The organism is Arthrobacter sp. MDT2-3 (assembly GCF_059090465.1).
Map to the genome: position 1 here is coordinate 89290 of NZ_JBNHFS010000001.1, position 20565 is coordinate 109854.

Consider the following 20565-nt stretch of genomic DNA (forward strand, 5'->3'; position numbering starts at 1 on the left):
ACTTCTTTACTCAACGAGTGTTGCCTATCCAGCAACACTCGCCTGTATCCTGATTGATGTGAGCCACGAGACACTCGACGCCGCAGCACAGACGCTGCCTGCCGAAGCCATTGATGCCATCGAGCGGGCGGCAACGTCCGCCCACCGCCATGAGGAACTCTTCTCAGAGCGCGCCGCCAACATCCGCCAGTCCGCAGTCAGGGACGTCTTCGATATCTCCCTGCGCCCCGGGCTGGTTTCCCTCGCGGGTGGAAGTCCCTACCTGCAGTCCCTCCCCCTTGACCGGCTGGCCGCCACTGCAGCAACCATCATCGCCGAGGACGGGCTGGCGGCCCTCCAGTATGGCAGCGGCCAGGGCACCGAAGAGCTGCGAACCCAGATCTGCGAAGTGATGGCCGCCGAGGGCATCCTCGACGCCCGGCCCCGGAACGTGGTGATCACGGCAGGGTCGCAGTCCGCCCAGGACGTGGCCACCAAAGTCTTCTGCAATCCGGGAGACGTGGTGCTGGTGGAAGAGCCGACCTACGTGGGCGCGCTGAATACGTTTGAGGCGTACCAGGTCCAGGTGGAAACGGTGGAGATGGACGGGGACGGCCTCGTTCCGGACCTCCTTGAGGCGAAGATCGCAGCCCTGCAGCTCGCTGGGAAGAGTGTCAAATTCCTGTACACCATTCCGAACTTCAACAATCCCTCCGGAATCACCCTCGCCCGCGAGCGGCGGCAGGCGATCGTGGACATATGCCGCAACGCGAATATTCTGATCCTTGAGGACAACCCCTACGGACTCCTGCGGTTCGACGGAGAACCGCTGCCGCCCCTCCGCGCCGACAACCCTGCCGACGTGATCTATATGGGCTCTTTCTCCAAGATCTTCGCCCCCGGACTCCGCATCGGATGGGCCCTGGTGCCCGAACACCTGCAGCGCCGGTACTACCTTGCGGCCGAAGCCGTAACCCTGTGCCCGCCCGCCCTCAACCAGATGCTGGTGTCCGCCTACCTGCGCGACTACGACTGGCGGGGCCAGATCGAAACGTACCGTGGACTGTACGCGGAGCGCTGCCGGGCAATGCTCGCTGCCCTGGAGGCGCACATGCCCGCCGGGACCAGCTGGACCAGCCCGGAGGGCGGATTCTTCGTCTGGGTAACCCTGCCTGAAGGAGTGGACACCTACCCCCTGCTGCACAAGGCGATCGACGCCGGAGTGGTGTTCATACCCGGCGCCGCCTTCACGCCGTCGGACGAGCCGTCCAACAAGCTGCGCCTGGCCTTCAGTGCGGTGCCGCCGGAAGCCATCACGGAAGGCGTGCGCCGACTGGCGCCGGTACTGCGGCAAGCCATCGCCGGACTGTAGCCTTGGGCTCACTGACTTAAGCCGCAATAACCAAGCAAAGGAGCAACACATGAGCGGAATCATCGTTGTAGGGGTTGACGGCAGCGGTACAGCCAAAAAGGCAGCGGAGTCCGCCCGGGACCTCGCCGCAGCACTGAGTGCATCGCTGCACGTCGTCTCAGCCTTCGACAGCGACCGCACCGAGGTCTTCGGCAGCGGCAGCGACCAGTGGATCGTCTCCGACGCCGACGCCGCCGAGCACGTGGCCCGCACCGTGGCGGAATCCCTGGGCCGGGACATCAAGGTGACCTACTCCGCTGCCCGCGGCCGCCCGGCCGACGCCCTGATCAAGGAGGCGCTGCGGATGGAAGCCCGCATCATTGTGGTCGGAAACCGCAGGATGCAGGGCATTGGGCGCGTCCTCGGGAGCGTTGCGAACAGCGTTGCCCACAACGCTCCCTGCGACGTTTACATCGCCAACACCTACGACGCCGACTAGAAGTTACCGCGGACACTCCCCTTGGTGGCAAAGGTCGCTACGGGGAGTGTCTGTTCTCACGCCGGATACACCACTGAGGCCTCGGGCGCAACGATAAAATTGGATAAGCCCCCAACGGAGCGGACACCCAGCATCCACGATTATCAAGGGGCACCATTGATCACTCTGCAGCGCCGCCAGCTCGTAGGCCACGACATCCTCCTGGCCCGCCACGGAAACCACATCTGCTCCATGCGCGTCGACCGCAGCAACGGCAGGGTGGTGGCGCTGCTGGACGATGGAACCGTGGACAGCGCACCGAACCTGATCGCCCCGGACCTTCAGCTTCCCGAGACTGTGGCCAGCGTGCTGCGCGAAGACTGGAAGCTGCTGACCGCACTGGGCGGAGCAGGCGCCGTACTCAGCGGTTTGATGATTGCAGCGGCCGTTTCCCTCGGGACTGTGGTGGATCCCTCCACCGTTGAGATGCTCTCGGTTTACTCCACGTACTGACGTACATCTCGGGCTAAAGCACCATCCAGCCCTGCAGTACCCGCCAGATACCGGCCATCACCACCCCGCCGAAGAGCGAACCGGCAACCACCTGCGCCAGCGTGTGGGCGCGCAGCACCACCCTCGACCAGCCCACAGCGGGGATAAGCAGCAGCAGCGGAAGCCACGGGGCTCCGAGCATCAGCACAGCAATCACTGCTGAAGACGAAATTGCGGCAGCATGCCCGCTGATCTTCCAGAATGGGCTGACGCCCGCCAGCACAACCACCCCGGCCACCACTGCCAGGACCATCGCGACGACGCTCTCAGGAGCTCCTGCCGCATACAGCACCAGAAGCCCGGCAACAATCGACGCCAGTGCCATCAGCAGTACGGGCGCCCGCTGTTTGCGGTCGCTGACGTGGTGATCGGTGACTTTGCCCAGCTTCACCATGAGCAGCAGCAGGAACAGCGGGATCACGCAGACGAACAGCGCTGCCAGGGCGCCGTAGGCCATCGTTCCGGGGAAACCGGCCTGCGTCAGGGGGCTGATCAACAACTGCACACTCACCACCACTGGCGGCTGCAACAGCTCCGTGATCCATCTGGCTGCCCTGTTCTTGGCACGGATACGGCCGGCGTTAATGACCACTGCTGTCAGTTCCTAGTCCAGCAGCAGCGCCGGCTCCTCCAGGATGGCGGCGACGTCGGCCATGAAGCGGGCGGACAGGTCGCCGTCCACCACCCGGTGATCAAATGAGCCGCCAAGGGTTGTGATCCAGCGGGGAATTACCTCGCCGTCCAGTACCCAGGGCTTCTGCTTGATGGTTCCGAACGCCACGATCGCCACCTCGCCGGGGTTGATGATCGGCGTGCCCGTGTCGATGCCCAAAGCCCCGATGTTTGTGATGGTGAGCGTCCCGCCCTGCATTTCCGCGGGCTGGGTCTTGCCCGCCCTGGCGGTGGTGGCCAGGTTGTTCAGGGCCAGCGCCAGTTCCTTCAGGGATAGGTCCTGGGCGTTTTTGATGTTCGGCACCATCAAGCCGCGCGGGGTTGCCGCCGCAATTCCCAGGTTCATGTAGTGCTTGACCTGGATCTCGGCGCTGCCTTCGCCGGTGTCCACCCAGGTGGCGTTGACACTGGGGTTCCGGGCTGCTGCCCAGATCACGGCCTTGGCGAGGATGAGCAGCGGCGATACCCGGATGCCCTCGAAGTCACGCGAGGCCTTGAGCCTCTTGACGAACTCCATGGTGCGGCTGGCATCCACGTCCACGAAAATGCTGACGTGCGGTGCAGAGAACGCCGAGTCCACCATCGCCTTCGCCGTGGCCTTGCGGACGCCCTTGACGGGGATCCGCTCCACCCGCTGGTCCTGCGGCTTTCCGGCTCTACCCCAGAAGCCGTCAGCCTTGTCCAGCTCGGCGTCCCGCTGGGCCTGGTAGCTGACCAGGTCCTCGCGCGTCACCTCACCGCGCAAACCGGTGGCCACCACATCTGCCAGGTCGATGCCAAGGTCACGGGCGATCTTCCGGACCGGGGGCTTGGCCAGGACCTTGTTCACCAGGCCTGTGATGGTGCCGCCAAGCGTTGGACGGTTGTCGACGGCGTCGCCGGCGGTTTGACCTGGGGCCTCCTTGGCAGCGCCCGCTGTGGTCATTTCCGGCATGGCCGCCACCGCAGCAGGGGTGTGGGGCTGGACGGGCTCCACTTCCGGGGCATTAATCGTGATGGTGCCCGCTGCGTCACCAGTGTTTGAGCTGGCCGAAATCCGCGGGCGGCGCTTGACGGCGTCGGCCTTGGGCCCGGAACCCACCAGCGGACCGCCTGCCAAGGCACTATCCGAGGTGTCGCCGTCGGGCGCCGGAAGCGTGCCGTAGAGCGGCTGCACGGGCGTCTCGGGAGCCCGCACGTCAGCCGGGGTGGGATCACCGGCAACCTCGCTGCTGACGCTGATAATGGCGGTGCCGACGTCGATGGTCACCCCTTCGGGGACCAGCAGTTCGCTGACGGTGCCGGCAAACGGCGAGGGCAGCTCCACAATCGACTTGGCCGTCTCGATCTCACACAGGACGTCGTTGATTGCGACGGCGTCGCCGGGCTTGACCTTCCAGGAGACGATTTCCGCCTCGGTGAGGCCCTCGCCGACGTCAGGCAGGTTGAACTTGTTGAGAGTCATGGTGTCCTCGGTTCGGGAAGCCCGGCTGCTGTTGGGGAACGGAAGCCGGGCGGAAAGGATGCGGCGGCTCAGTAGGAGAGGGCGCGGTCCAGCGCCTCGAGGATGCGGTCGATGTCCGGAAGGTAGTCTTCCTCCACCTTGGCAACCGGATAGGGCATGTGGAAGCCGCCCACGCGGATCACCGGCGCCTCCAGGGAATGGAACGCCCGCTCACTGATCCGGGCAGCGATTTCACCGCCGATTCCACCGAAGGTGGGTGCCTCGTGGGCCACAATCAGCCGTCCGGTCTTTCTCACCGAGGCTTCGACGGTATCGAAGTCCAAGGGTGAGATGGAGCGCAGGTCGATGACCTCAACGCTGCGGCCGTCCTCCTCCGCCGCGTTCGCCGCAGCCAGCGCCACGGGCACCAGCGGTCCGTAGGCCACGAGCGTGGCGTCCGTCCCGGCCCGGAGCACGTGGGCCTTGAAGGGGTCCTCCGCCAGGCCGGGTGCCTCGACGTCGACCTCTCCCTTAAGCCAGTAACGGCGTTTGGGCTCGAAGATGATCACCGGGTCCTGGCAGTCGACCGCCTGCTGGATCATCCAGTAGGCGTCGTGCGGGTTGGACGGGGTGATGATCCGCAGGCCGGCCGTGTGGGCAAAGAGCGCTTCGGGAGATTCCGAGTGGTGCTCCACAGAGCCGATGCCCCCGCCGTAGGGGATGCGGATGACCACGGGAACGGTGAGGTTGCCGTTGCTGCGCGCGTGCATCTTGGCCAGCTGGGTGGTGATCTGGTTGAAGCCCGGGAAAACGAATCCGTCGAACTGGATTTCACAGACCGGGGTGTAGCCGCGCAGTGCGAGGCCGATGGCGGTGCCGATGATGCCGGATTCGGCCAGCGGGGTGTCCACTACGCGGTCCGGGCCGAACTCGCCGATCAGCCCGTCCGTCACGCGGTACACGCCACCCAGGGCGCCGATGTCTTCACCCATCAGCAGCGACTTGGGGTTGTCAGTTAGTGCTGTGCGAAGGCCCTCGTTGATGGCCTTGGCGAGAGTCATGGTGGTCATCAGTGGCCTGCCTCTTGGTATGCCTGCGCTGTTGCTGCCTGCCGGGCGGGTTCTTCTTCAGTTGCAAAACCCGCTGAGTACTCCTCGAACCAGGCCAGTTCCTCTGCCACCAGCGGGTGGGCTTCGACGTAAGTGTTGGCGAAGGCGGACCGGATATCCGGGGTTTCCAGGTCATGGGTGGTGCGCCGGACGTAGGCTGCGAGCTCGTCACCGTCAGCTTTCACCTTGGCGAAGAACGCCTCGTCGGCCAGGCCTTCGGCGCGCAGGTACTTCTCCAGGCGCATCAGCGGATCCTTGGCACGCCAGGCGTCCTCCTCCGCCGACTCGCGGTACTTGGTGGGGTCGTCCGCCGTCGTGTGAGCGCCAACCCTGTAGGTGAAGGCCTCGATCAAGACGGGGCCCTTGCCTTGGCGTGCGTGCTCCAATGCCCACTCCGTGACGGCGTGCACGGCAATGACGTCGTTGCCGTCCACCCGGATGCCGGGGAAGCCGTACCCCTTGGCCCGGTTGGACAGCGGCACCCGCGTTTGCACGTTGGTGGGGACGGAGATGGCCCAGTGGTTGTTCTGGCAGAAGAATACAACCGGCGCGTTGTAGGAGGAGGCGAACACCATGGACTCGTGGACGTCACCCTCCGAGCTGGCGCCGTCGCCGAAGTAGGCGATTACCGCGGCGTCCGGGGCGGCAGCCCCGTTGTCCTGACCGTCGGCGCGGACTGCTGCGGCACTGGAGGCTGCAAGCTTCTGGTCCCGCTGAATTCCCATGGCGTAGCCCACCGCGTGGAGCGTCTGGGCTGCCAGCACCAGGGTGTAGAGGTGGAAGTTGGTGTCCTTCGGGTTCCATCCACCGTTCGAGACGCCGCGGAACTGGCGCAGGAGCTCGGCAAGGTCCACATTGCGGGTCCAGGCCACGCCATGCTCCCGGTACGTGGGGAAGATGTAGTCCTGCGGCTGGCTGGCCCGGCCCGAACCGATCTGGGCGGCTTCCTGGCCGGTCAACGGAACCCAGAGCGCCAACTGGCCCTGGCGCTGCAAGGCTGTGGCTTCGACGTCGAACCGGCGGATTGCGGCCATGTCCGCGTAGAGCCCGCGGAGCTTCTCCGGGGTGAGCTTGTCAGCGTATCCGGTGAAGACCGGATCAAAACCCAGTTTCCCGTCGGGGCCGAGGAGCTGGACCATCTGCGCCGGAGGCTCTCCCATCACGGCTTCGGCATCAGCCTCACGCTGATCGTCTACAGCTGTTCCATCGAACTCGGTGGCAGGCAGATGTGTGCCCATACCGTCTCCTTGCTTGCCGCATCCGGATGCAATGCAATGTCGCTGGGATATATGCTTCAAAAGGAATAGATTCCTCCCGCGGCATATATATTGGCTTACTGATCCTAACTTTATCTTCAGTAAGTAACCGCGGGGCTACTTGTTAAGTGCTAGGAACCGCGCGGGGCCTTTGTATAGTTCGCACACAGAGCGAGAAAACGCGTATTGGCGTCTTCCTCGCCGATACTGACGCGGACGCCTTCGCCCGCAAAGGCCCTCACGGACAAGGCCTGCGTGGCAGCCAGATCGGCAAACCCAGTGCTGTCAGCGCCGAGATCCAGCCAGACGAAGTTGCCCTGGGCATCTGGAACACTCCAGCCGAGGCTCCGCAGGCCTGCCGTGACGCGCTCCCGTTCGTCCACGAGCCTTTGTACCCTCTCTACAACTTGGGGGTAATTCTGCAGCGAAACAATTGCTGCAGTTTCTGCAATCTGCGACACGGCGAACGGTGTGGCCGCAACCCGCAGGTGCTGGGTCAGCCCAGGATTGGAGACACTGTAGCCCACCCGGAGGCCGGCAAGCCCGTGTGCCTTGGAGAAGGTCCGGAGCACAACAACGTTCGCGTACTTCCGGTACAGCGCGATCCCATCCACGGCCTCAGCCGCCCGCACGAATTCCTGGTAGGCCTCGTCAATCACCACCACCACGTCAGACGGGACGGAGCGGATAAACGCCTCTGTTTCGGCCGCAGCCAGGGCAGGACCGGTGGGATTGTTGGGGGTGCACAGGAGGATCACCTTGGTGCGGGCCGTGACTGCCGCCGCCATGGCCTTGAGGTCGTGGCGGCCGCCGTCAGCCAGCGGGACCGGGACGCCTTCTGCGCCGGAGAGGCCAACACTGATGGGGTATGCCTCGAAGGAGCGCCAGGCGTAGATGACTTCATCGGGCTTGCCGTCTTCGTTCCGCCCGGCGAACGCGGCCAGGAGTTGGTTCAGGGCGCCCAGGCTGCCGGCGCCAGTGACGATGTCTTCGGCGGGAACATCAAGGAACGCGGCGAGTTCGGCGCGCAGCCTGCTGCTCAGCGGATCAGGGTAGCGGTTGAAGTCCGTCTGCCGTGCAATCGCCTCAATGACCGCCGGAATCGGGGGCAGAGGGTTTTCGTTTGAAGACAGCTTGTAGCTGGTCAGTCCGTCCACGGCGACGGGAGGTTTGCCAGCGGCGTAGCGGGGCAGCTTTGCCACCACAGGGCGCGGCTGGATGCCCCCGGCGAGGGTATCTGATGAAGTCATGCAAACCAGCCTACTTCTCCAGCCGCGGGACGGAAGGCGGCATCTGCGCAGGGTCGCACCCCCTGCCGTAGTGGGTCGGGCAGCCGGACGGGCCGCCAAGCACGGACCGTCCGGCCACCTGTTCCTCTCCGTTCCCTGCCCGGGGGCCCTACACCCGCGGAGTGCTGTCGGACCGGCTGCCCGCCAACTGGGGAGCCCAACCGTCGGTTCCCTGGAGATACGCCTCCAGCGTGAACTCCTGTGCCAGCCCCGGATCAAGTTGCGGCCTCTCCGGGGTGAGGCGGGACCCCGGGCCGTTGTTGTTGAACTCGTGGAAGCGCGCTTCCCGCCAGGAGAAACCGCTCATGTCCGTCCAGGGTGCGGCGGAAATGTGCGCGCCCAGCCAGGAATCCCGGATGAGCACCTGGGCGATGGCATCCACGTCCCCGCTGGGATGCCAGGGGCGGCCCAAATGGACCGAACCGGCAGCGGCGTCTGACACAAAGCGGCAGTCGGTAAACAGATACCCGTGCTTGATCCCGATATTCAGGCTGCCGGCCGAAACATAGCCGTTGTTGCTGTCGGACCCACGGTCAAGGGAGCGGAAGTCACTTCCGGAGAAGACTGCAGTGCCACGGCCGAAGATGAAATCTACGTCGCCCTCGATGTAGCAGCCGCTAAAGAAGAAGCGCGCCTGTACCCCGCGGGAGGGGGAATCAACCAGCAGCGTGTCCTGGTTGCCCAGGCACCGGACGTTGTTAAGGACGGCACGGTCCCCTGTCAGGAAGAGCGCCACCGCCTGGCGGTTCTTCATCTCCTCGTTGGCGGCCTCGTCAAAGTCATTGCTGAACGTGACGTTTGAAGCCATGAAGTCCGGCCCGTCAATCCGAACGCTTGCGCTTCCGCCCGTCCCGTAGGGCCCGGTGCCATCCGGTTTAGGAGTGCCGGAGGCGTTGTTGTAAACCAGGACAACGTCTTCCGCTTTCCCGCCGAGCCCGAGAAACGAAATTCTTGGCTTGTTGGCCGGCACCCTGATGGCCTCCCGGTAAACGCCCGGCTGGATCCGGATGAGGGTTCGGCGGGTACTGCCCGTGGGCACGGCGTCCACGGCTGCCTGGACGGTCGGGAACGCCTGGCCCCTGCCCACATCCAGGACCGTGGGCTTGTCCACGGGGCGTTCGCTGGGCCAGTAGATGCCGGTGAGAGCATCCAGCCCGGCGTCGAGGTGCTGGAAGTACCCGGGGGGCAGGGCCTGTTGTGCCCGAAGTTCGGACGCAACCAGCCTGGCGACGGCCAGGGCGCCTTCAGCCTGGAAATGCGTATTGTCGGTCACGCCTTGCGGATACTGCGGATACTGGCCCGGCGAGGCATAGAGGAAGTGGGACTTGGTTCCCTCGGCCCCGAGCTTCTGCCACAGGTCCTTTGAGGAGGCGGTGAGGTCCACCAGCGGGGTCCGAGTGGCCGCCGCATGTTCGCGTACGGCCTGCGGGTACGCGCCATGCGAGTCCTGCGCGATGCCAAGGGCGCTGAACCGGCGGCGTTCCACCGGCGTCACCAGTACAGCCTTCGCACCACGGCCGGCGGCACCGTCCATGTACTTCTGCAGGTACTCCTTGAAGGTGGTCTGCGGATCGGTTCCCCTGGCGGGGTCCTCCACCTTCTCGTCGTTGTGCCCGAACGAGATGAGCAGGTAGTCGCCGGGCTGGAGCAACGACACTACCTCGTCCAGCAGGCCGGCGTCGGCGAAACTCTTGGACGAAGCTCCGGACCAGGCGTAGTTGAAGACGTCAGCCTGTGGCCCCAACAGCAGCGGGAGGGCCTGCCCCCAGCCGGCCCGGGGACGTTCAGAGTGCTGGTAGGCGGAGGAGGTGGAATCGCCCACCACGAAGATGACGGGCTTGGTTCTTGTCCGCGGCGGGACCGTCACGGCACGGACTGCGGCTTCTGAGCGGGCAACCCCTGGTCCGGCGAGCCCCGCGGCCGCGGTGACGGCTCCGGTGGCCACTGCGGCAAGCAGTGAGCGGCGCGTGGGTTGGAAGCGGCGCATCAGCGGGCATCCCCCGCCGTGAAGATAGGCCCGACGGCGTCCGCCAGGAGTGCGGGAACGGCCTGAGCGGCGTTGACGTGCGTCCGCAGGACAGGCGTCCAGGTGTCATCGGCGCTCAGTTGCCTGTCCGCAGGCGCAGCTTCGTTGTAGGCGGCGCGGAGGTCCACGATTTTGCCGTTGACTGCGTTTTCGCTGGTGGTGATGACCTTCCCCTTGAAGTAGGAGATCAGGGACTGCACGGGGATTTCCGCGGGGAGTGTGAAGGCATTGGCCTCGGCGTGCAGGTGGGACTCAACCCCTGCACCGAACGTGTATCCATATGGGATGTCGGAACCTGTGGTCGTCTTGAAGTGGTTGTTGTAGACGTCCACTTGTCCGAAACGGACCCGGGGTGCGCGCTGGCCTACGTTCTCGAAAAGATTGTGGTGGATGGTCACCCGCAGCTTGCCGGCGTCTCCCCTGTTGGTCGAGTCCGTCGAGCCGATGAGCAGGAGCTTGTCGTGCTCGGAGAACCGGTTGTAGGACATCGTCACGAGGTCGGAACCGTTGGTGACATCCACTGCTCCGTCGTGCACCTGGTACGGCCGGCCGAAGTAGCTGGGCTGGGCGCTGTCCAGGTTCGGGGCATCAGTGAAGTGTGAGTGGTCCACCCACACATGCTTGGAGCCGTTGATGATCTGCAGCAGGTCATACTCGCTGTTCCAGTTGCCGGTGGCACCGTCCGTAGGGTCCCACGACGGGAAACAGTCGGCGGCATCCCGCACTGTGAGGTTCCGGAAGATGACGTTTTCGGCTCCGTTGATCCTCAGGGCAGCTCCGGTGATGCTGCTGTCCGGGCCGGCCCCCACGATCGTGGTGTTGCTGGGGATGTCCCAGCGGATGGCAGCAGCCTGCCTGGATGCGGCCAGCCGCCGCGCGTTCTCCTGCGTGCCCTCCGGCTTTTTCGCGGTTCCGTAGCGGGCCGGGTCGAAATCATGGAGGTACTGGGTCAGCGAGTAGCCGGTACCGCTGGCGTAGTCTTCACAGCTGATCGGTGCGCCGTCCGGGCTGGCATTCGCAGCAATGTCCCCGTGGACCCGGATGATTTTGGGTTCGGTTCCCGTGGCGAGGGCCGCGAGGAGTTGTCCTTTGTTGGAGACGTCGTAGATCCGGTTTTCCCCAGCGGTCGAGCCGCCAGTGGTTCCGGCCCCCGAAGCTGCCCAGCCATCATTCTGTGGGAGTACTTGGCGTTCAAGGGGTTGGCGTGCGGTCTGGGATGTTGGATCCGCGTGCGGGGATGGAGATGCTATTGAATGGGCAGGGGCTGCGAGCAGGGATACGGCGACGGCCGCGGTGACCGATACGGGCGCGAAGGGCATCTTCTTGCGCATGATCTCTCTTCCTCCGTTGGAATGAACCACGCTTCGGTGCCGGACTTGGAACCGCCAGCACGTCAGAAAGCGATTTCTCAACTATCGGAAAACGCTTTCTTCTTGTCAAGGGTTAGTTGATATTTGACACACGCTTGTGCAGGGTCGTCACGCGCGGTCACTCGGCGGGAGCCTGACCCACTGAACGGGTCCAAGCTGCAGCGCTACCCCCGCAGGGGCCTTCAGGCGGTGTGCAACCATAGGGTCATGCGACTCATTGCCCGGGTACTGATCAATGCCCTCGCCCTCTGGGTGACCAGCTGGATCCTGCCGGGGCTGGAGATCTCCAGTTCAGCAGCCACGGACGCAGTGGCAAAAACCGGCGTGACGCAGGGGGCGGACACCGCTGGGATCGCCCTCGCCTACTTGTTCATCGGCGCCATTTTCGGCTTGGTGAACGCCTTGGTACGCCCGCTCGTGAGCCTCCTCGCGCTGCCCATCACCATCCTGACCCTCGGCCTGTTCACCATCGTCATCAACGCGGCAATGCTCTACCTGACCTCCTGGATCAGCAGCTACACGCCGGTGCACTTCACCATCGACTCCTTTTTCTGGACTGCCGTTTTGGCGGCGATCATCATCACGCTGATCTCACTGGTGGCCGGCCGCATTGCTGGAACCCGAAGGTAGCTGAAGGTTCGAGGCGCTGTGCACACTGCAGGTGCTGAAGCCACGTCCCGGCCCGGCTAGCGTCCGCCATAGCCGCGCTCCTGCCTGCGGGTGTCTGCGGCATGGAGATTTGGCGTGGGGGCCTTGGTCCGGGCCAGGGAAAAGCGGGTAGCGGTGGCTGCCCCGCCGGCTCCCAGCACCGCCCCCAGTGCGGCGGTGGACCCGGCCAGCGAGGGATCGTTGCTCGCCGAAACGAGCCGCGCGCCGTCCTGATAGCCGCTGAGCTGGTGGCCTGGACCGATGCCAACGTTCTCCCCCGTCTGCACGTACAGGTTATCCGTCATCGTGGCTGTGACCTGGTTCCCGGTGTCGGGGTTGGGTGCGCCGTCGGTGCCCGGGACCCAGTCGGTCCGGTGTTCAAGATGGAGGGTATTAACGTTCGGATTCGGCGTGATTCCGGCGACGGGCGACCCTGCCGTGAGAACGTACTTGAGGTCGTAGTCGGCCAGGAATTCCTCGCTTGCCGCCAGGTTCATGGCGTGGATCCCTCCTTGGCTGTAGCCAACGCCCACCACAGTTGCTCCCCTTTGGGCTCCAGCCGCCGTCAGCGCCTCCATAACGGCCGCCCTGACGTTCTTGGAATTGCTGCCTACCCCTTCGGCTATTCCGCTCAGGCCAAATGGATTCCCGCTCGCAACTCCACCATCCAGTTGGGTCCCCGGGATGACCACCACGTAAACCTTCTGCCCGCCGTGATCGACCTCTATGACCTCGATGAAACCCGCACCACGCTGATCGATCAGCTGTACTCGTTCAAGCAGCCCTGCAGGAGAAGGATCGAGGTCAATTGAAATGCTTTCCTCCCGTTGGACCTCCACCAGCCGGGACCGCATGCCTGGCAGTGCACCCTCCACCAGCGCCTTTAGCAGAGGCGTGGCCGATACCGCCCCTGCAGTCATGTTTTCGAGGGCGCTGTTGTTAAGGAAGCCAGTCCTCCAAAAGTCTGTGTGCCTTTCCCACTCAGCCTCAAGGTTTGGAACGCCAATACTGCGGGCAGCCGCCGCCACAGTCTCCGCCATCTCGTACTCCCGTTTGCAGGCGCGGACCTGGCTGCTGATGCGCTGCAGCTCGGTCCATACTGCGCGAAGGCTCCGCTCGGACTCACCAACCGCGTTCAGGGCCATGGTCCCGGACCACCGTGGCAGGTTCTGGAAGGGAACGAGGTCCTCCCGGATCCGGCGGACCTCAACCTCCAGTTCGGAAAGCCTGGCGGCGAGGTCATCCACCCTTTCAGCACCTCCGGCCAGTTCCTCCAACTGGAAACTGATGCCGCCGACACCGCCACGGACGGTAAGGGGCCCGTCGTCGGGAGGACCGTACAGCCTTATGGAGCCGCTCCCGGACGGCGTAGCTTCCGCCATCATGGCCTGCCCGGAAAAGTGCAATCAGCGGTGAAGGTCTCGAGGGCATGCCGCTCCACAGCAGCCTTTGCTTCAACGAGCGCCTCAAGGGCTCGCCGGAAGGCAGCACACTGCAGTGATACCGCTTCGCGGTAGGCACGGCCGGCCGGCGACTCCCATTCCAGCAACTGAATATCCCTGAAGTCTGCCAGGACGTCCTCTCCGCGACTGAGGCAATAGGCCACGCGGCCGGCCAACTGCTCCACCTGGGAAGCGCGCACCATGTCTTGCTGCAGGTTTGCGCCTGCCGGCTCACTACTCATTGCCCTTCCCTTTCCGGACTGTCCAGCGCCCCGGATGCCCGCCCCTGGAACTACTGACGTGAACGCTACGGCGGGACAACCACCCGGCCAACTCCCGCCGTCGTCTATGTGGACAAGTAATCCCGCGGGAACGGCTCAAGCTGGCACAAAAGTTCATGAAAGAATCAGCACATGCCTGAAACTGCCGCCACAGCTGACACCCGTACGCCCTCAGGACGCCTGGCCCTCGCCGCGTCCCCGGAAAGAATCGCGCTCGGCCCGCTGGACGGCCGCTACCAGTCCGCCGTCGCCCCGCTCGTGGATTACCTGTCGGAGGCAGCCCTCAACCGGGACCGCGTGGCCGTGGAAGTTGAGTGGCTCATCCACCTGACCAGCAACAACGTGCTTCCCGGCGCAGGTCCCCTGACCCCCTCGCAGCAGGACCAACTGCGCGCCATCGTCACCGAATTCGACGCCGGATCGGTGGCCGAGCTGGCTGATATCGAAGCCGTGACCGTCCACGATGTAAAGGCCGTGGAGTACTACATCGGCCGGCGCCTCCCGGCCATCGGCATCGAGAACCTCACAGCCATGGTTCACTTCGGCTGCACCTCCGAGGACATCAACAACCTCTCCTACGCGCTGGGCGTCAAGGGTGCTGTGGAGGACGTGTGGCTTCCGGCAGCGCGCGCCCTGGTGGCCCAGATCAGCAAGATGGCCCGGGACAACCGCGCCGTCCCCATGCTGTCCCGCACCCACGGACAGCCCGCCACCCCCACCACGCTGGGCAAGGAACTGGCCGTCATCGCGCACCGCCTCACGCGCCAGCTCGACCGCATCGCCAAAACTGAATACCTGGGCAAGATCAACGGCGCCACCGGCACCTACGCTGCCCATGTTGCGTCGGTTCCCGGTGTGGACTGGCAGCAGGTGTCCAAATCCTTCGTGGAGGCCCTCGGACTGACCTGGAATCCGCTGACCACCCAGATCGAAAGCCACGACTGGCAGGCTGAACTCTACGCCGACGTCGCACGCTTCAACCGCATCCTGCACAACGTCTGCACGGATATCTGGAGCTACATCTCCATCGGCTACTTCGCGCAGATCCCCGTGGCCGGCGCCACAGGATCCTCCACCATGCCGCACAAGGTGAACCCCATCCGCTTCGAAAACGCCGAGGCCAACCTGGAAATCTCCTCCGGGCTGCTGGACGTACTGGGATCCACGCTCGTCACCTCCCGCTGGCAGCGTGACCTCACCGACTCCTCCAGCCAGCGCAACATCGGTGTGGCATTCGGCCACTCACTCCTGGCCATCTCCAACGTGGCCAAGGGCCTGGAACGCCTCGACGTTGCCGAGGACGTGCTGGCCGGAGACCTGGACACCAACTGGGAAGTCCTGGGCGAAGCAATCCAGATGGTCATGCGGGCAGAGGCGATCGCCGGCGTCGAAGGCATGGAGAACCCCTACGAGCGGCTCAAGGACCTCACCCGCGGACAGCGTGTTGACGCCGCCCGCATGCAGGAATTCGTCCAGGGCCTGGGCCTCTCCCCCGAAGCCGAAGCGCGGCTCCTCGCGCTGACCCCCGGGAAGTACACGGGCATCGCGGACCAGCTGGTGGACCACCTGAAATAAAAGTACGACGGCGGCGCCGGGCCTGGGAGGGCCCGGCACCTTCCTTCATTCCTGCCCCCTGCGGCCGGGACGGCACCATGCTTCAAGGTGCGAAACTGGAGGAATGAAGCTGCTCCTGATCCGCCACGGACAAACTCCGGGCAACGTGCTTGGCCAGCTGGACACTGCCCACCCCGGTCCCGGGCTTACTAAACTGGGTGAGCGGCAGGCCGAAGCCCTGGCCCGTTCGTTAGCCAACGAGCCGATCGAGGCCCTCTATGCCTCCACCCTGGTTCGAACCCAGATCACCGCGGCACCGTTGGGCCGGCTGCACAGCCTGGACGTCGAAGTCATGGATGGCCTCCACGAAATCGAGGCCGGGTCACTGGAAAAACTGACCGACCACGAGTCGCACAAACGGTACATGGGCACGGTGTTTTCCTGGGCCGCCGGGGATCTTGACCAGCGGATGCCGGCCGGGCCTGACGGGCATGACTTCTTCGAACGGTTTGATACAGCCATCGCCCGGGTTCTGGACCGCGCATCCGGGGATCAGGCCACGGCAGCAGTTGTCAGCCACGGCGCAGCCATCCGCACCTGGGCCGGACGGCGGGCCGAGGACGCCGACCACGAGTTCGCCGCGAAACATGCTTTGGCCAACACCGGGATTGTGGCGCTCGAGGGTGATCCGCACAGCGGGTGGAGGCTGATCCACTGGGACGGCAGCCCGGTGGGCGGCCTGGCACTTGCCGATCCCACAGCTCAGGACCCTACCGGACGCAATGTGGAAGGGCCCTAAACCAGCTGCCTGATCCGGCGGGCCGGGAACACGACCATTTTTCGGCACTGGCTGGTGCTCTCCACAACGGGTACCTGGTGCACGAGCCGTGCAGCCATAACGGCAGCCTCAGCCGCCGTCGGCCGTGCATCGCTGTCCATGGCCGTAAGGGCCTTCAGAAAGTTGCACCATCCGGGACCGAGGGAATCCGGGATGACCGGGCAGCGAAGGGTCCTCGCCACCAGGGACTCGATGGCGGTGCCGGGAAAGGCTTTGGACCCCGTGAGAAGCTCCAACAGGACCAAGCCCATGGCGTAGACGTCCCACGAGGTCCGGGCCGACCCGCCCGCCGCCTGCTCCGGACTCATATAGTGCGCCGTTCCTGACGAGATGCCCGGTTCGGGAGCCGATCCGGCGGCAGCCACGATGCCGAAGTCGATGATGCGTACCGGACTCCTCCGCAAGCCGCTGAGCATCAGGTTGGCGGGCTTGATATCACGGTGGACCAATCCCTGCCCATGCAGATGCGCAAGGGCCCCAAAGAGGCCGTACGCCCAACCCGCAACGTCACCGGCGCCGGGCCGGCCGCTGCGCGCTGCCTCTGCAAGGCTCGCCCCGAGGGCCAGTTCTTCAACCAGGAATGGTCGGCCGGCAAGCTGCGTCCCGGCGGGCATCACGCCGTGGGCAATGAACCTGATGATGGAGGGGTGTTTCAGTGCGGCCAGGACTTCTGCTTCATTGCGGATCCTCTCGAAGTGCTTTGCGGAGCCGCCAACAGCGACTTTGACGGCGACATCGGGACCGCCCGCAAGGTCGGCAGCGCGGAAAACCTCAGCCAGTGAGCCCCGGCCCAAGCGTTCCCTGAGGTGGTAACGGTCCGCCATCAGGGACATCCCGGGAAGAAGGGGAGCGCTCTTCTGCAGTGGCGCTGCTGCGGCGGAACTCATGCGGAGAGGGCCGCGGTATGGGCTTCTCCCGGATCAGTAAACTGCTCCCGGGAAGCGTAGGGGGAACGGATCCAGGCGTCGAGCTGAAAGCCGCAGCCGCAGCGCCAGACAGGCGGCAGCTGGACGGGACGGCCGTCGTCCGGCTCGAAGGTATAGCCGACGGCGACCGGCCCCACAGCAGGCGTCACCAGTTCCATGGTTGTTCCGCAGTGCAAGGGGGCCCCGTGCCACGCGCCGTTCATCTGCCCTGCAGGGTCCAGCGACAGCCTGTTGGTGCAGGCACTCAGAGCACCAAGGTCAGAAAAAGTTGCCAACGCTCTCACGACTCCAGCCGAAGTTATTTCAGGATTGATCGTAAGCATACATATTACTAGTCGATCTAGCTAGTCCGGCTAGTTACTTGTGTCCGTGCCCTTCATCAACGTCCTGCAACGCGTCAGTCATTCGTTGCAGGAACTCGATGACAACGTGCGCCTCGTCGGCGCTCAACCCCTCAGCAACCGCCATCATGCGGCGGTGCATCGCACCTAGGGTCACGCGGACTTCCTTGTCCGACTCAACGGTTGGAACCACCACCACGGAGCGCCGGTCCGTAGGGTGGGCTTCCCGCCGCACGTGCCCGCTCCGCACAAGCCTGTCAATCAGCGTGGTGGTGGAGGCGCTGGTGATTCCCAGGAACTGGCTCAGATCCTTTGGCGCTGTCGCCTCGCCTGCGGCCTGGACGCGCAGCAGGTAGCGCAGGGCAAGGATGTCCGTTTCACCCATGCCCATGGAGTCACGGGTAGAACGCCGGACGATCGTCTCAGCGGCCCGATAATCCCGCAGGGACTTCAGCACTGCCGCGCTGTAGTCCAGCTGGCCGTCGGGACCGTACCAATAGCCAGAGCCTTCATTACCGGTGGAACGCATGCCAACATTCTAGATCAACTGGTATCTAGACAGCCAAGCGAGTGCCGCCGTAAGCGTTATTCGGCCGCTTACCGAAGAGAAACACCAGCGTAACCAGAGCCTCCTAGCCTTGATTTGCATATCCCTTCGGCGAATCGAGGCAGACATGCAGACCAATCCGCGCCTGAACATCCGGCAGGTCACGTGGTCCAACCCGGTTGGTGCGGACCTGCGCCGTGCCCAGCAAGCTGAACTCGATGCCCGCTTTGGTACCCCTGACCATGAACCCGGCACCCCGCCGTCGGGTGCTGACTGCGCCGTGTTCCTGGTGGCCTATGACAAGGGATCCGGCCAGCCTGTGGGCTGCGGCGGATTGCGGCTCCTCGATGACAGGACAGCAGAAATAAAGCGCTTGTACGTTCTCCCCTACACCCGCGGATCGGGAGTGGCCAGTTCCATCCTGGCGGCGCTGGAAGCCGAGGCCTTTAAGCAGGGAATCACCCGCATCAAAGCGGAGGCCGGGTCCGCCCAGCCTGACGGGCGCAACTTTTACGAGAACTCCGGGTTCGAGCCGTTACCAAACTTCGGCCCCTACATTGGCGTTGCGCACTCCTACTGCTATGCCAAGAGCATCCACGCCCGCAGCGCTGCTCATACCGCCATGGCGTAGCAGGAGCGGCGGGTGGCGCGGGGATCCGTCACACTCGGTGCCGCCCGCAGGGCTCCGCTAACCTCGGGCTATGGAATCAGCAGACATCACCTTCCGCACCCGAAAGTGGGTCCGGCCCGAGGACCTCAACGCCAACGGCACTCTTTTCGGCGGCAGCCTGCTGAAGTGGATCGATGAGGAAGCGGCCATCTACGCCATCCTCCAGCTCGGTAACGGGCGTGCCGTCACCAAGTACATCTCGGAAATCAACTTTGTCAGCTCTGCGGTGCAGGGCGACCTTATTGAGATGGGGCTGACGGCCACACGGTTTGGCCGAACATCCCTGACGATGCGCGCTGAAGTCCGGAACATGATCACCCGCCAGAGCATCCTCACCATCGAAGAGATCGTCTTCGTGAACCTCAACGCCTCCGGCAAACCGGAGCCCCACGGCTACACCCAAATCACCTATGACAGGGACCGGATCCCCACCCATCACCTCACGGACACCCTCCAGCAGGACTGACGCACGGGCAGGACCGGGCACGGCAGGACTGCCGTCCCGCACACTCTGCCCTCCGGACGACCCGCAGCGGCACCCGGCAAACGTTAACCGCAGGTTTGCCCGCCCGGCGCCGGGCGTTTCCCTCATTGGACCACGGTGGACAGTCGGGCTGTTTATCAAATCGATAGCAATAGGGCCCGACTTTCGTCATGCCCGGCTATAGGCTTGCCGGACATGCTCCGATTCCAGTCCAGAAATGAGTCCTGATCGTGCGTAAATTGCAGACTTTGGTTGCCGCCGCCGTCGCCGTCACCCTCCTCGCCGGATGCGGCGGGGGCACAGCAACACCAGCCGCCTCAGGCGATGCCTCCTCGGCCCCCGCAGGGGGTTCAGGGGAGACCCTGGTTGTCTATACGAACTCCAACGGTGAAGGCCGCGGCGAGTGGCTGACCACAAAAGCAGCGGAGGCTGGTTTCAAGATCGAGATTGTCGGTGCAGGCGGCGCAGACGCCACCAACAAGCTGATCGCAGAGAAGAACAACCCTATCGCTGACGTTGCGTTCGGGTTGAACAACATGTACTTCTCCCAAATCACAGCCGAGGGTGCCCTTGAACCCTATGAGCCCGCCTGGGCCGGCGAGGTGGACAAGGAACTGGGCGACGGCGAGACCTACTGGCCGCTGGTCAAGCAGGCCATCCTCCTGGGCTACAACTCCGATAAGTTTGCTAAGGATGCTGCCCCGCAGGACTGGACGGACCTTTGGACGAAGGACGAGTTCAAGGCCCGCTATGAGCGGGTCACGGGCCTGGGCACTGCCACTGCGCAACTGGTTTTCGCCGGAATCCTGAGCCGCTACCGGGATGACTCAGGCGACCTGGGCATTTCTGATGAGGGCTGGAAGCAGGTGGAACAGTACTTCCAGAACGGAAGCCCCGCCGTCGCCAAGACCGACCTCTTTGCCCGCATTGCATCGGGCGAAGTGGACATGGGCCAGATGCCGTCCTCGATCATCGCCGAGCGTGAAAAGTCGTTCAAGGTGAACGTTGAGACGGTGATCCCGTCCGTCGGTGTCCCGCTTGCCGTGGAGCAGGTGGCGCTGGTGAAGGGCACCAAGAAGAAGGAGCAGGCCCAAAAGTTCATCGACTGGTTCGGCAGCGCCGACGTCCAGGGCGAGTTTGCGCAGCAGTTCAACTCCATGCCGGTGAACAAGTCTGCTGAAGCGAAGGCCAACCCCGAGGTGGTGGACTTCTTCGCGGACCTCAAGCAACAGGATATCGACTGGGAGTTCGTGCAGGAGAACATGGGCGCCTGGGTGGAGAAGATCGAGCTCGAGTACATGACGTAACCCGCGGTTTCCGGCCCTCCCA

General features: G+C 64.3%; 21 protein-coding genes. 9 read left to right on the plus strand and 12 right to left on the minus strand.

Annotation, left to right across the window (positions count from 1 at the left end; genetic code table 11):
• Positions 1–58 precede the first annotated feature (58 nt).
• From AC5RUQ_RS00415 to AC5RUQ_RS00425, 3 genes are all read left to right on the plus strand, one after another.
• A complete protein-coding gene (locus AC5RUQ_RS00415) occupies positions 59–1351 on the plus strand; it encodes an aminotransferase-like domain-containing protein (RefSeq protein WP_493945436.1) in 1293 nt (430 codons plus the stop codon).
• A 49-nt stretch (positions 1352–1400) separates the two neighbouring features.
• A complete protein-coding gene (locus tag AC5RUQ_RS00420; protein WP_493945437.1) occupies positions 1401–1829 on the plus strand; it encodes a universal stress protein in 429 nt (142 codons plus the stop codon).
• Between the two features lie 156 nt (positions 1830–1985).
• The gene (locus AC5RUQ_RS00425) at positions 1986–2321 is read left to right on the plus strand and encodes a hypothetical protein (protein ID WP_493945438.1); all 336 of its coding nucleotides are present in this window, start codon (positions 1986–1988) and stop codon (positions 2319–2321) included.
• A gap of 13 nt (positions 2322–2334) precedes the next feature.
• On the opposite strand, the gene AC5RUQ_RS00430 is transcribed toward AC5RUQ_RS00425, so the two are convergent.
• The 7 genes from AC5RUQ_RS00430 to AC5RUQ_RS00460 all read right to left on the minus strand — a co-directional run bounded on the left by AC5RUQ_RS00430 (position 2335) and on the right by AC5RUQ_RS00460 (position 11466).
• A complete protein-coding gene (locus AC5RUQ_RS00430; protein ID WP_493945439.1) occupies positions 2335–2952 on the minus strand; it encodes a phosphatase PAP2 family protein in 618 nt (205 codons plus the stop codon).
• A 12-nt stretch (positions 2953–2964) separates the two neighbouring features.
• Positions 2965–4476, minus strand: a complete 1512-nt coding sequence (locus tag AC5RUQ_RS00435) for a dihydrolipoamide acetyltransferase family protein (protein ID WP_493945441.1) — start codon at positions 4474–4476, stop codon at positions 2965–2967.
• A 68-nt stretch (positions 4477–4544) separates the two neighbouring features.
• Positions 4545–5525, minus strand: a complete 981-nt coding sequence (locus AC5RUQ_RS00440) for an alpha-ketoacid dehydrogenase subunit beta (protein WP_493945443.1) — start codon at positions 5523–5525, stop codon at positions 4545–4547.
• Positions 5525–6802 carry a pyruvate dehydrogenase (acetyl-transferring) E1 component subunit alpha gene (gene pdhA / locus AC5RUQ_RS00445; RefSeq protein ID WP_493945444.1) on the minus strand — a complete coding sequence of 426 codons (1278 nt, stop codon included), beginning with the start codon at positions 6800–6802 and terminating at the stop codon, positions 5525–5527. The genes AC5RUQ_RS00440 and pdhA overlap by 1 nt, the downstream gene beginning before the upstream one ends.
• 149 nt (positions 6803–6951) lie before the next feature.
• Entirely contained in the window at positions 6952–8070 is a 1119-nt protein-coding gene (locus tag AC5RUQ_RS00450) for a histidinol-phosphate transaminase (RefSeq protein ID WP_493945446.1), read from the minus strand.
• A 148-nt stretch (positions 8071–8218) separates the two neighbouring features.
• Positions 8219–10096 carry a pectinesterase family protein gene (locus AC5RUQ_RS00455; RefSeq protein ID WP_493945448.1) on the minus strand — a complete coding sequence of 626 codons (1878 nt, stop codon included), beginning with the start codon at positions 10094–10096 and terminating at the stop codon, positions 8219–8221.
• The gene (locus AC5RUQ_RS00460) at positions 10096–11466 is read right to left on the minus strand and encodes a pectate lyase family protein (RefSeq protein WP_493945449.1); all 1371 of its coding nucleotides are present in this window, start codon (positions 11464–11466) and stop codon (positions 10096–10098) included. Before AC5RUQ_RS00460 ends, AC5RUQ_RS00455 begins: the two co-directional genes overlap by 1 nt.
• A gap of 246 nt (positions 11467–11712) precedes the next feature.
• On the opposite strand from AC5RUQ_RS00460, the gene AC5RUQ_RS00465 reads away from it, so the two are divergent.
• Entirely contained in the window at positions 11713–12135 is a 423-nt protein-coding gene (locus AC5RUQ_RS00465) for a phage holin family protein (protein ID WP_493945451.1), read from the plus strand.
• A 56-nt stretch (positions 12136–12191) separates the two neighbouring features.
• Here the strand turns inward: AC5RUQ_RS00465 and AC5RUQ_RS00470 are convergent, their stop codons facing one another.
• On the minus strand, positions 12192–13538 hold the full coding sequence (locus AC5RUQ_RS00470) for a hypothetical protein (RefSeq protein ID WP_493945452.1): 1347 nt from the start codon (positions 13536–13538) through the stop codon (positions 12192–12194).
• Entirely contained in the window at positions 13535–13837 is a 303-nt protein-coding gene (locus tag AC5RUQ_RS00475; protein ID WP_493945454.1) for a hypothetical protein, read from the minus strand. Before AC5RUQ_RS00475 ends, AC5RUQ_RS00470 begins: the two co-directional genes overlap by 4 nt.
• Positions 13838–14008: 171 nt before the next feature.
• Here AC5RUQ_RS00475 and purB point away from each other — a divergent pair, with 171 nt between their 5' ends.
• A complete protein-coding gene (gene purB, locus AC5RUQ_RS00480; protein WP_493945455.1) occupies positions 14009–15451 on the plus strand; it encodes an adenylosuccinate lyase in 1443 nt (480 codons plus the stop codon).
• Positions 15452–15554: 103 nt separating this feature from the next.
• Positions 15555–16229, plus strand: a complete 675-nt coding sequence (locus AC5RUQ_RS00485) for a histidine phosphatase family protein (RefSeq protein WP_493945456.1) — start codon at positions 15555–15557, stop codon at positions 16227–16229.
• Here AC5RUQ_RS00485 and AC5RUQ_RS00490 read toward each other — a convergent pair.
• The 3 genes from AC5RUQ_RS00490 to AC5RUQ_RS00500 all read right to left on the minus strand — a co-directional run bounded on the left by AC5RUQ_RS00490 (position 16226) and on the right by AC5RUQ_RS00500 (position 18064).
• The gene (locus AC5RUQ_RS00490) at positions 16226–17155 is read right to left on the minus strand and encodes a serine/threonine-protein kinase (RefSeq protein WP_493945458.1); all 930 of its coding nucleotides are present in this window, start codon (positions 17153–17155) and stop codon (positions 16226–16228) included. The two genes, AC5RUQ_RS00485 and AC5RUQ_RS00490, sit on opposite strands and share 4 nt — an antisense overlap.
• The gene (locus tag AC5RUQ_RS00495; protein WP_493945459.1) at positions 17152–17469 is read right to left on the minus strand and encodes a hypothetical protein; all 318 of its coding nucleotides are present in this window, start codon (positions 17467–17469) and stop codon (positions 17152–17154) included. Before AC5RUQ_RS00495 ends, AC5RUQ_RS00490 begins: the two co-directional genes overlap by 4 nt.
• Positions 17470–17551: 82 nt before the next feature.
• Positions 17552–18064, minus strand: coding sequence for a MarR family winged helix-turn-helix transcriptional regulator (locus AC5RUQ_RS00500; RefSeq protein WP_493945460.1), 513 nt, complete (start codon positions 18062–18064; stop codon positions 17552–17554).
• A 145-nt stretch (positions 18065–18209) separates the two neighbouring features.
• On the opposite strand from AC5RUQ_RS00500, the gene AC5RUQ_RS00505 reads away from it, so the two are divergent.
• From AC5RUQ_RS00505 to AC5RUQ_RS00515, 3 genes are all read left to right on the plus strand, one after another.
• Positions 18210–18713: a GNAT family N-acetyltransferase gene (locus AC5RUQ_RS00505; RefSeq protein WP_493945461.1), complete on the plus strand. Its 504-nt coding sequence runs from the start codon at positions 18210–18212 to the stop codon at positions 18711–18713.
• Positions 18714–18783: 70 nt separating this feature from the next.
• A complete protein-coding gene (locus AC5RUQ_RS00510) occupies positions 18784–19218 on the plus strand; it encodes an acyl-CoA thioesterase (protein ID WP_493945462.1) in 435 nt (144 codons plus the stop codon).
• A gap of 248 nt (positions 19219–19466) precedes the next feature.
• Positions 19467–20543 (plus strand): extracellular solute-binding protein, encoded by a 1077-nt coding sequence (locus AC5RUQ_RS00515; protein ID WP_493945463.1) that lies wholly within the window; start codon positions 19467–19469, stop codon positions 20541–20543.
• The last annotated feature ends 22 nt before the right edge of the window (positions 20544–20565 follow it).

Coding starts and splice junctions, on each gene's coding strand:
- AC5RUQ_RS00420 (WP_493945437.1), top strand. CDS start 1,401: ATGAGCGGAATCATCGTTGTAGGGGTTGACGGCAGCGGTACAGCCAAA.
- AC5RUQ_RS00435 (WP_493945441.1), bottom strand. CDS start 4,476: ATGACTCTCAACAAGTTCAACCTGCCTGACGTCGGCGAGGGCCTCACC.
- AC5RUQ_RS00440 (WP_493945443.1), bottom strand. CDS start 5,525: ATGACCACCATGACTCTCGCCAAGGCCATCAACGAGGGCCTTCGCACA.
- pdhA (WP_493945444.1), bottom strand. CDS start 6,802: ATGGGCACACATCTGCCTGCCACCGAGTTCGATGGAACAGCTGTAGAC.
- AC5RUQ_RS00450 (WP_493945446.1), bottom strand. CDS start 8,070: ATGACTTCATCAGATACCCTCGCCGGGGGCATCCAGCCGCGCCCTGTG.
- AC5RUQ_RS00455 (WP_493945448.1), bottom strand. CDS start 10,096: ATGCGCCGCTTCCAACCCACGCGCCGCTCACTGCTTGCCGCAGTGGCC.
- AC5RUQ_RS00460 (WP_493945449.1), bottom strand. CDS start 11,466: ATGCGCAAGAAGATGCCCTTCGCGCCCGTATCGGTCACCGCGGCCGTC.
- AC5RUQ_RS00465 (WP_493945451.1), top strand. CDS start 11,713: ATGCGACTCATTGCCCGGGTACTGATCAATGCCCTCGCCCTCTGGGTG.
- AC5RUQ_RS00470 (WP_493945452.1), bottom strand. CDS start 13,538: ATGATGGCGGAAGCTACGCCGTCCGGGAGCGGCTCCATAAGGCTGTAC.
- AC5RUQ_RS00475 (WP_493945454.1), bottom strand. CDS start 13,837: ATGAGTAGTGAGCCGGCAGGCGCAAACCTGCAGCAAGACATGGTGCGC.
- purB (WP_493945455.1), top strand. CDS start 14,009: ATGCCTGAAACTGCCGCCACAGCTGACACCCGTACGCCCTCAGGACGC.
- AC5RUQ_RS00485 (WP_493945456.1), top strand. CDS start 15,555: ATGAAGCTGCTCCTGATCCGCCACGGACAAACTCCGGGCAACGTGCTT.
- AC5RUQ_RS00490 (WP_493945458.1), bottom strand. CDS start 17,155: ATGAGTTCCGCCGCAGCAGCGCCACTGCAGAAGAGCGCTCCCCTTCTT.
- AC5RUQ_RS00500 (WP_493945460.1), bottom strand. CDS start 18,064: ATGCGTTCCACCGGTAATGAAGGCTCTGGCTATTGGTACGGTCCCGAC.
- AC5RUQ_RS00505 (WP_493945461.1), top strand. CDS start 18,210: ATGCAGACCAATCCGCGCCTGAACATCCGGCAGGTCACGTGGTCCAAC.
- AC5RUQ_RS00510 (WP_493945462.1), top strand. CDS start 18,784: ATGGAATCAGCAGACATCACCTTCCGCACCCGAAAGTGGGTCCGGCCC.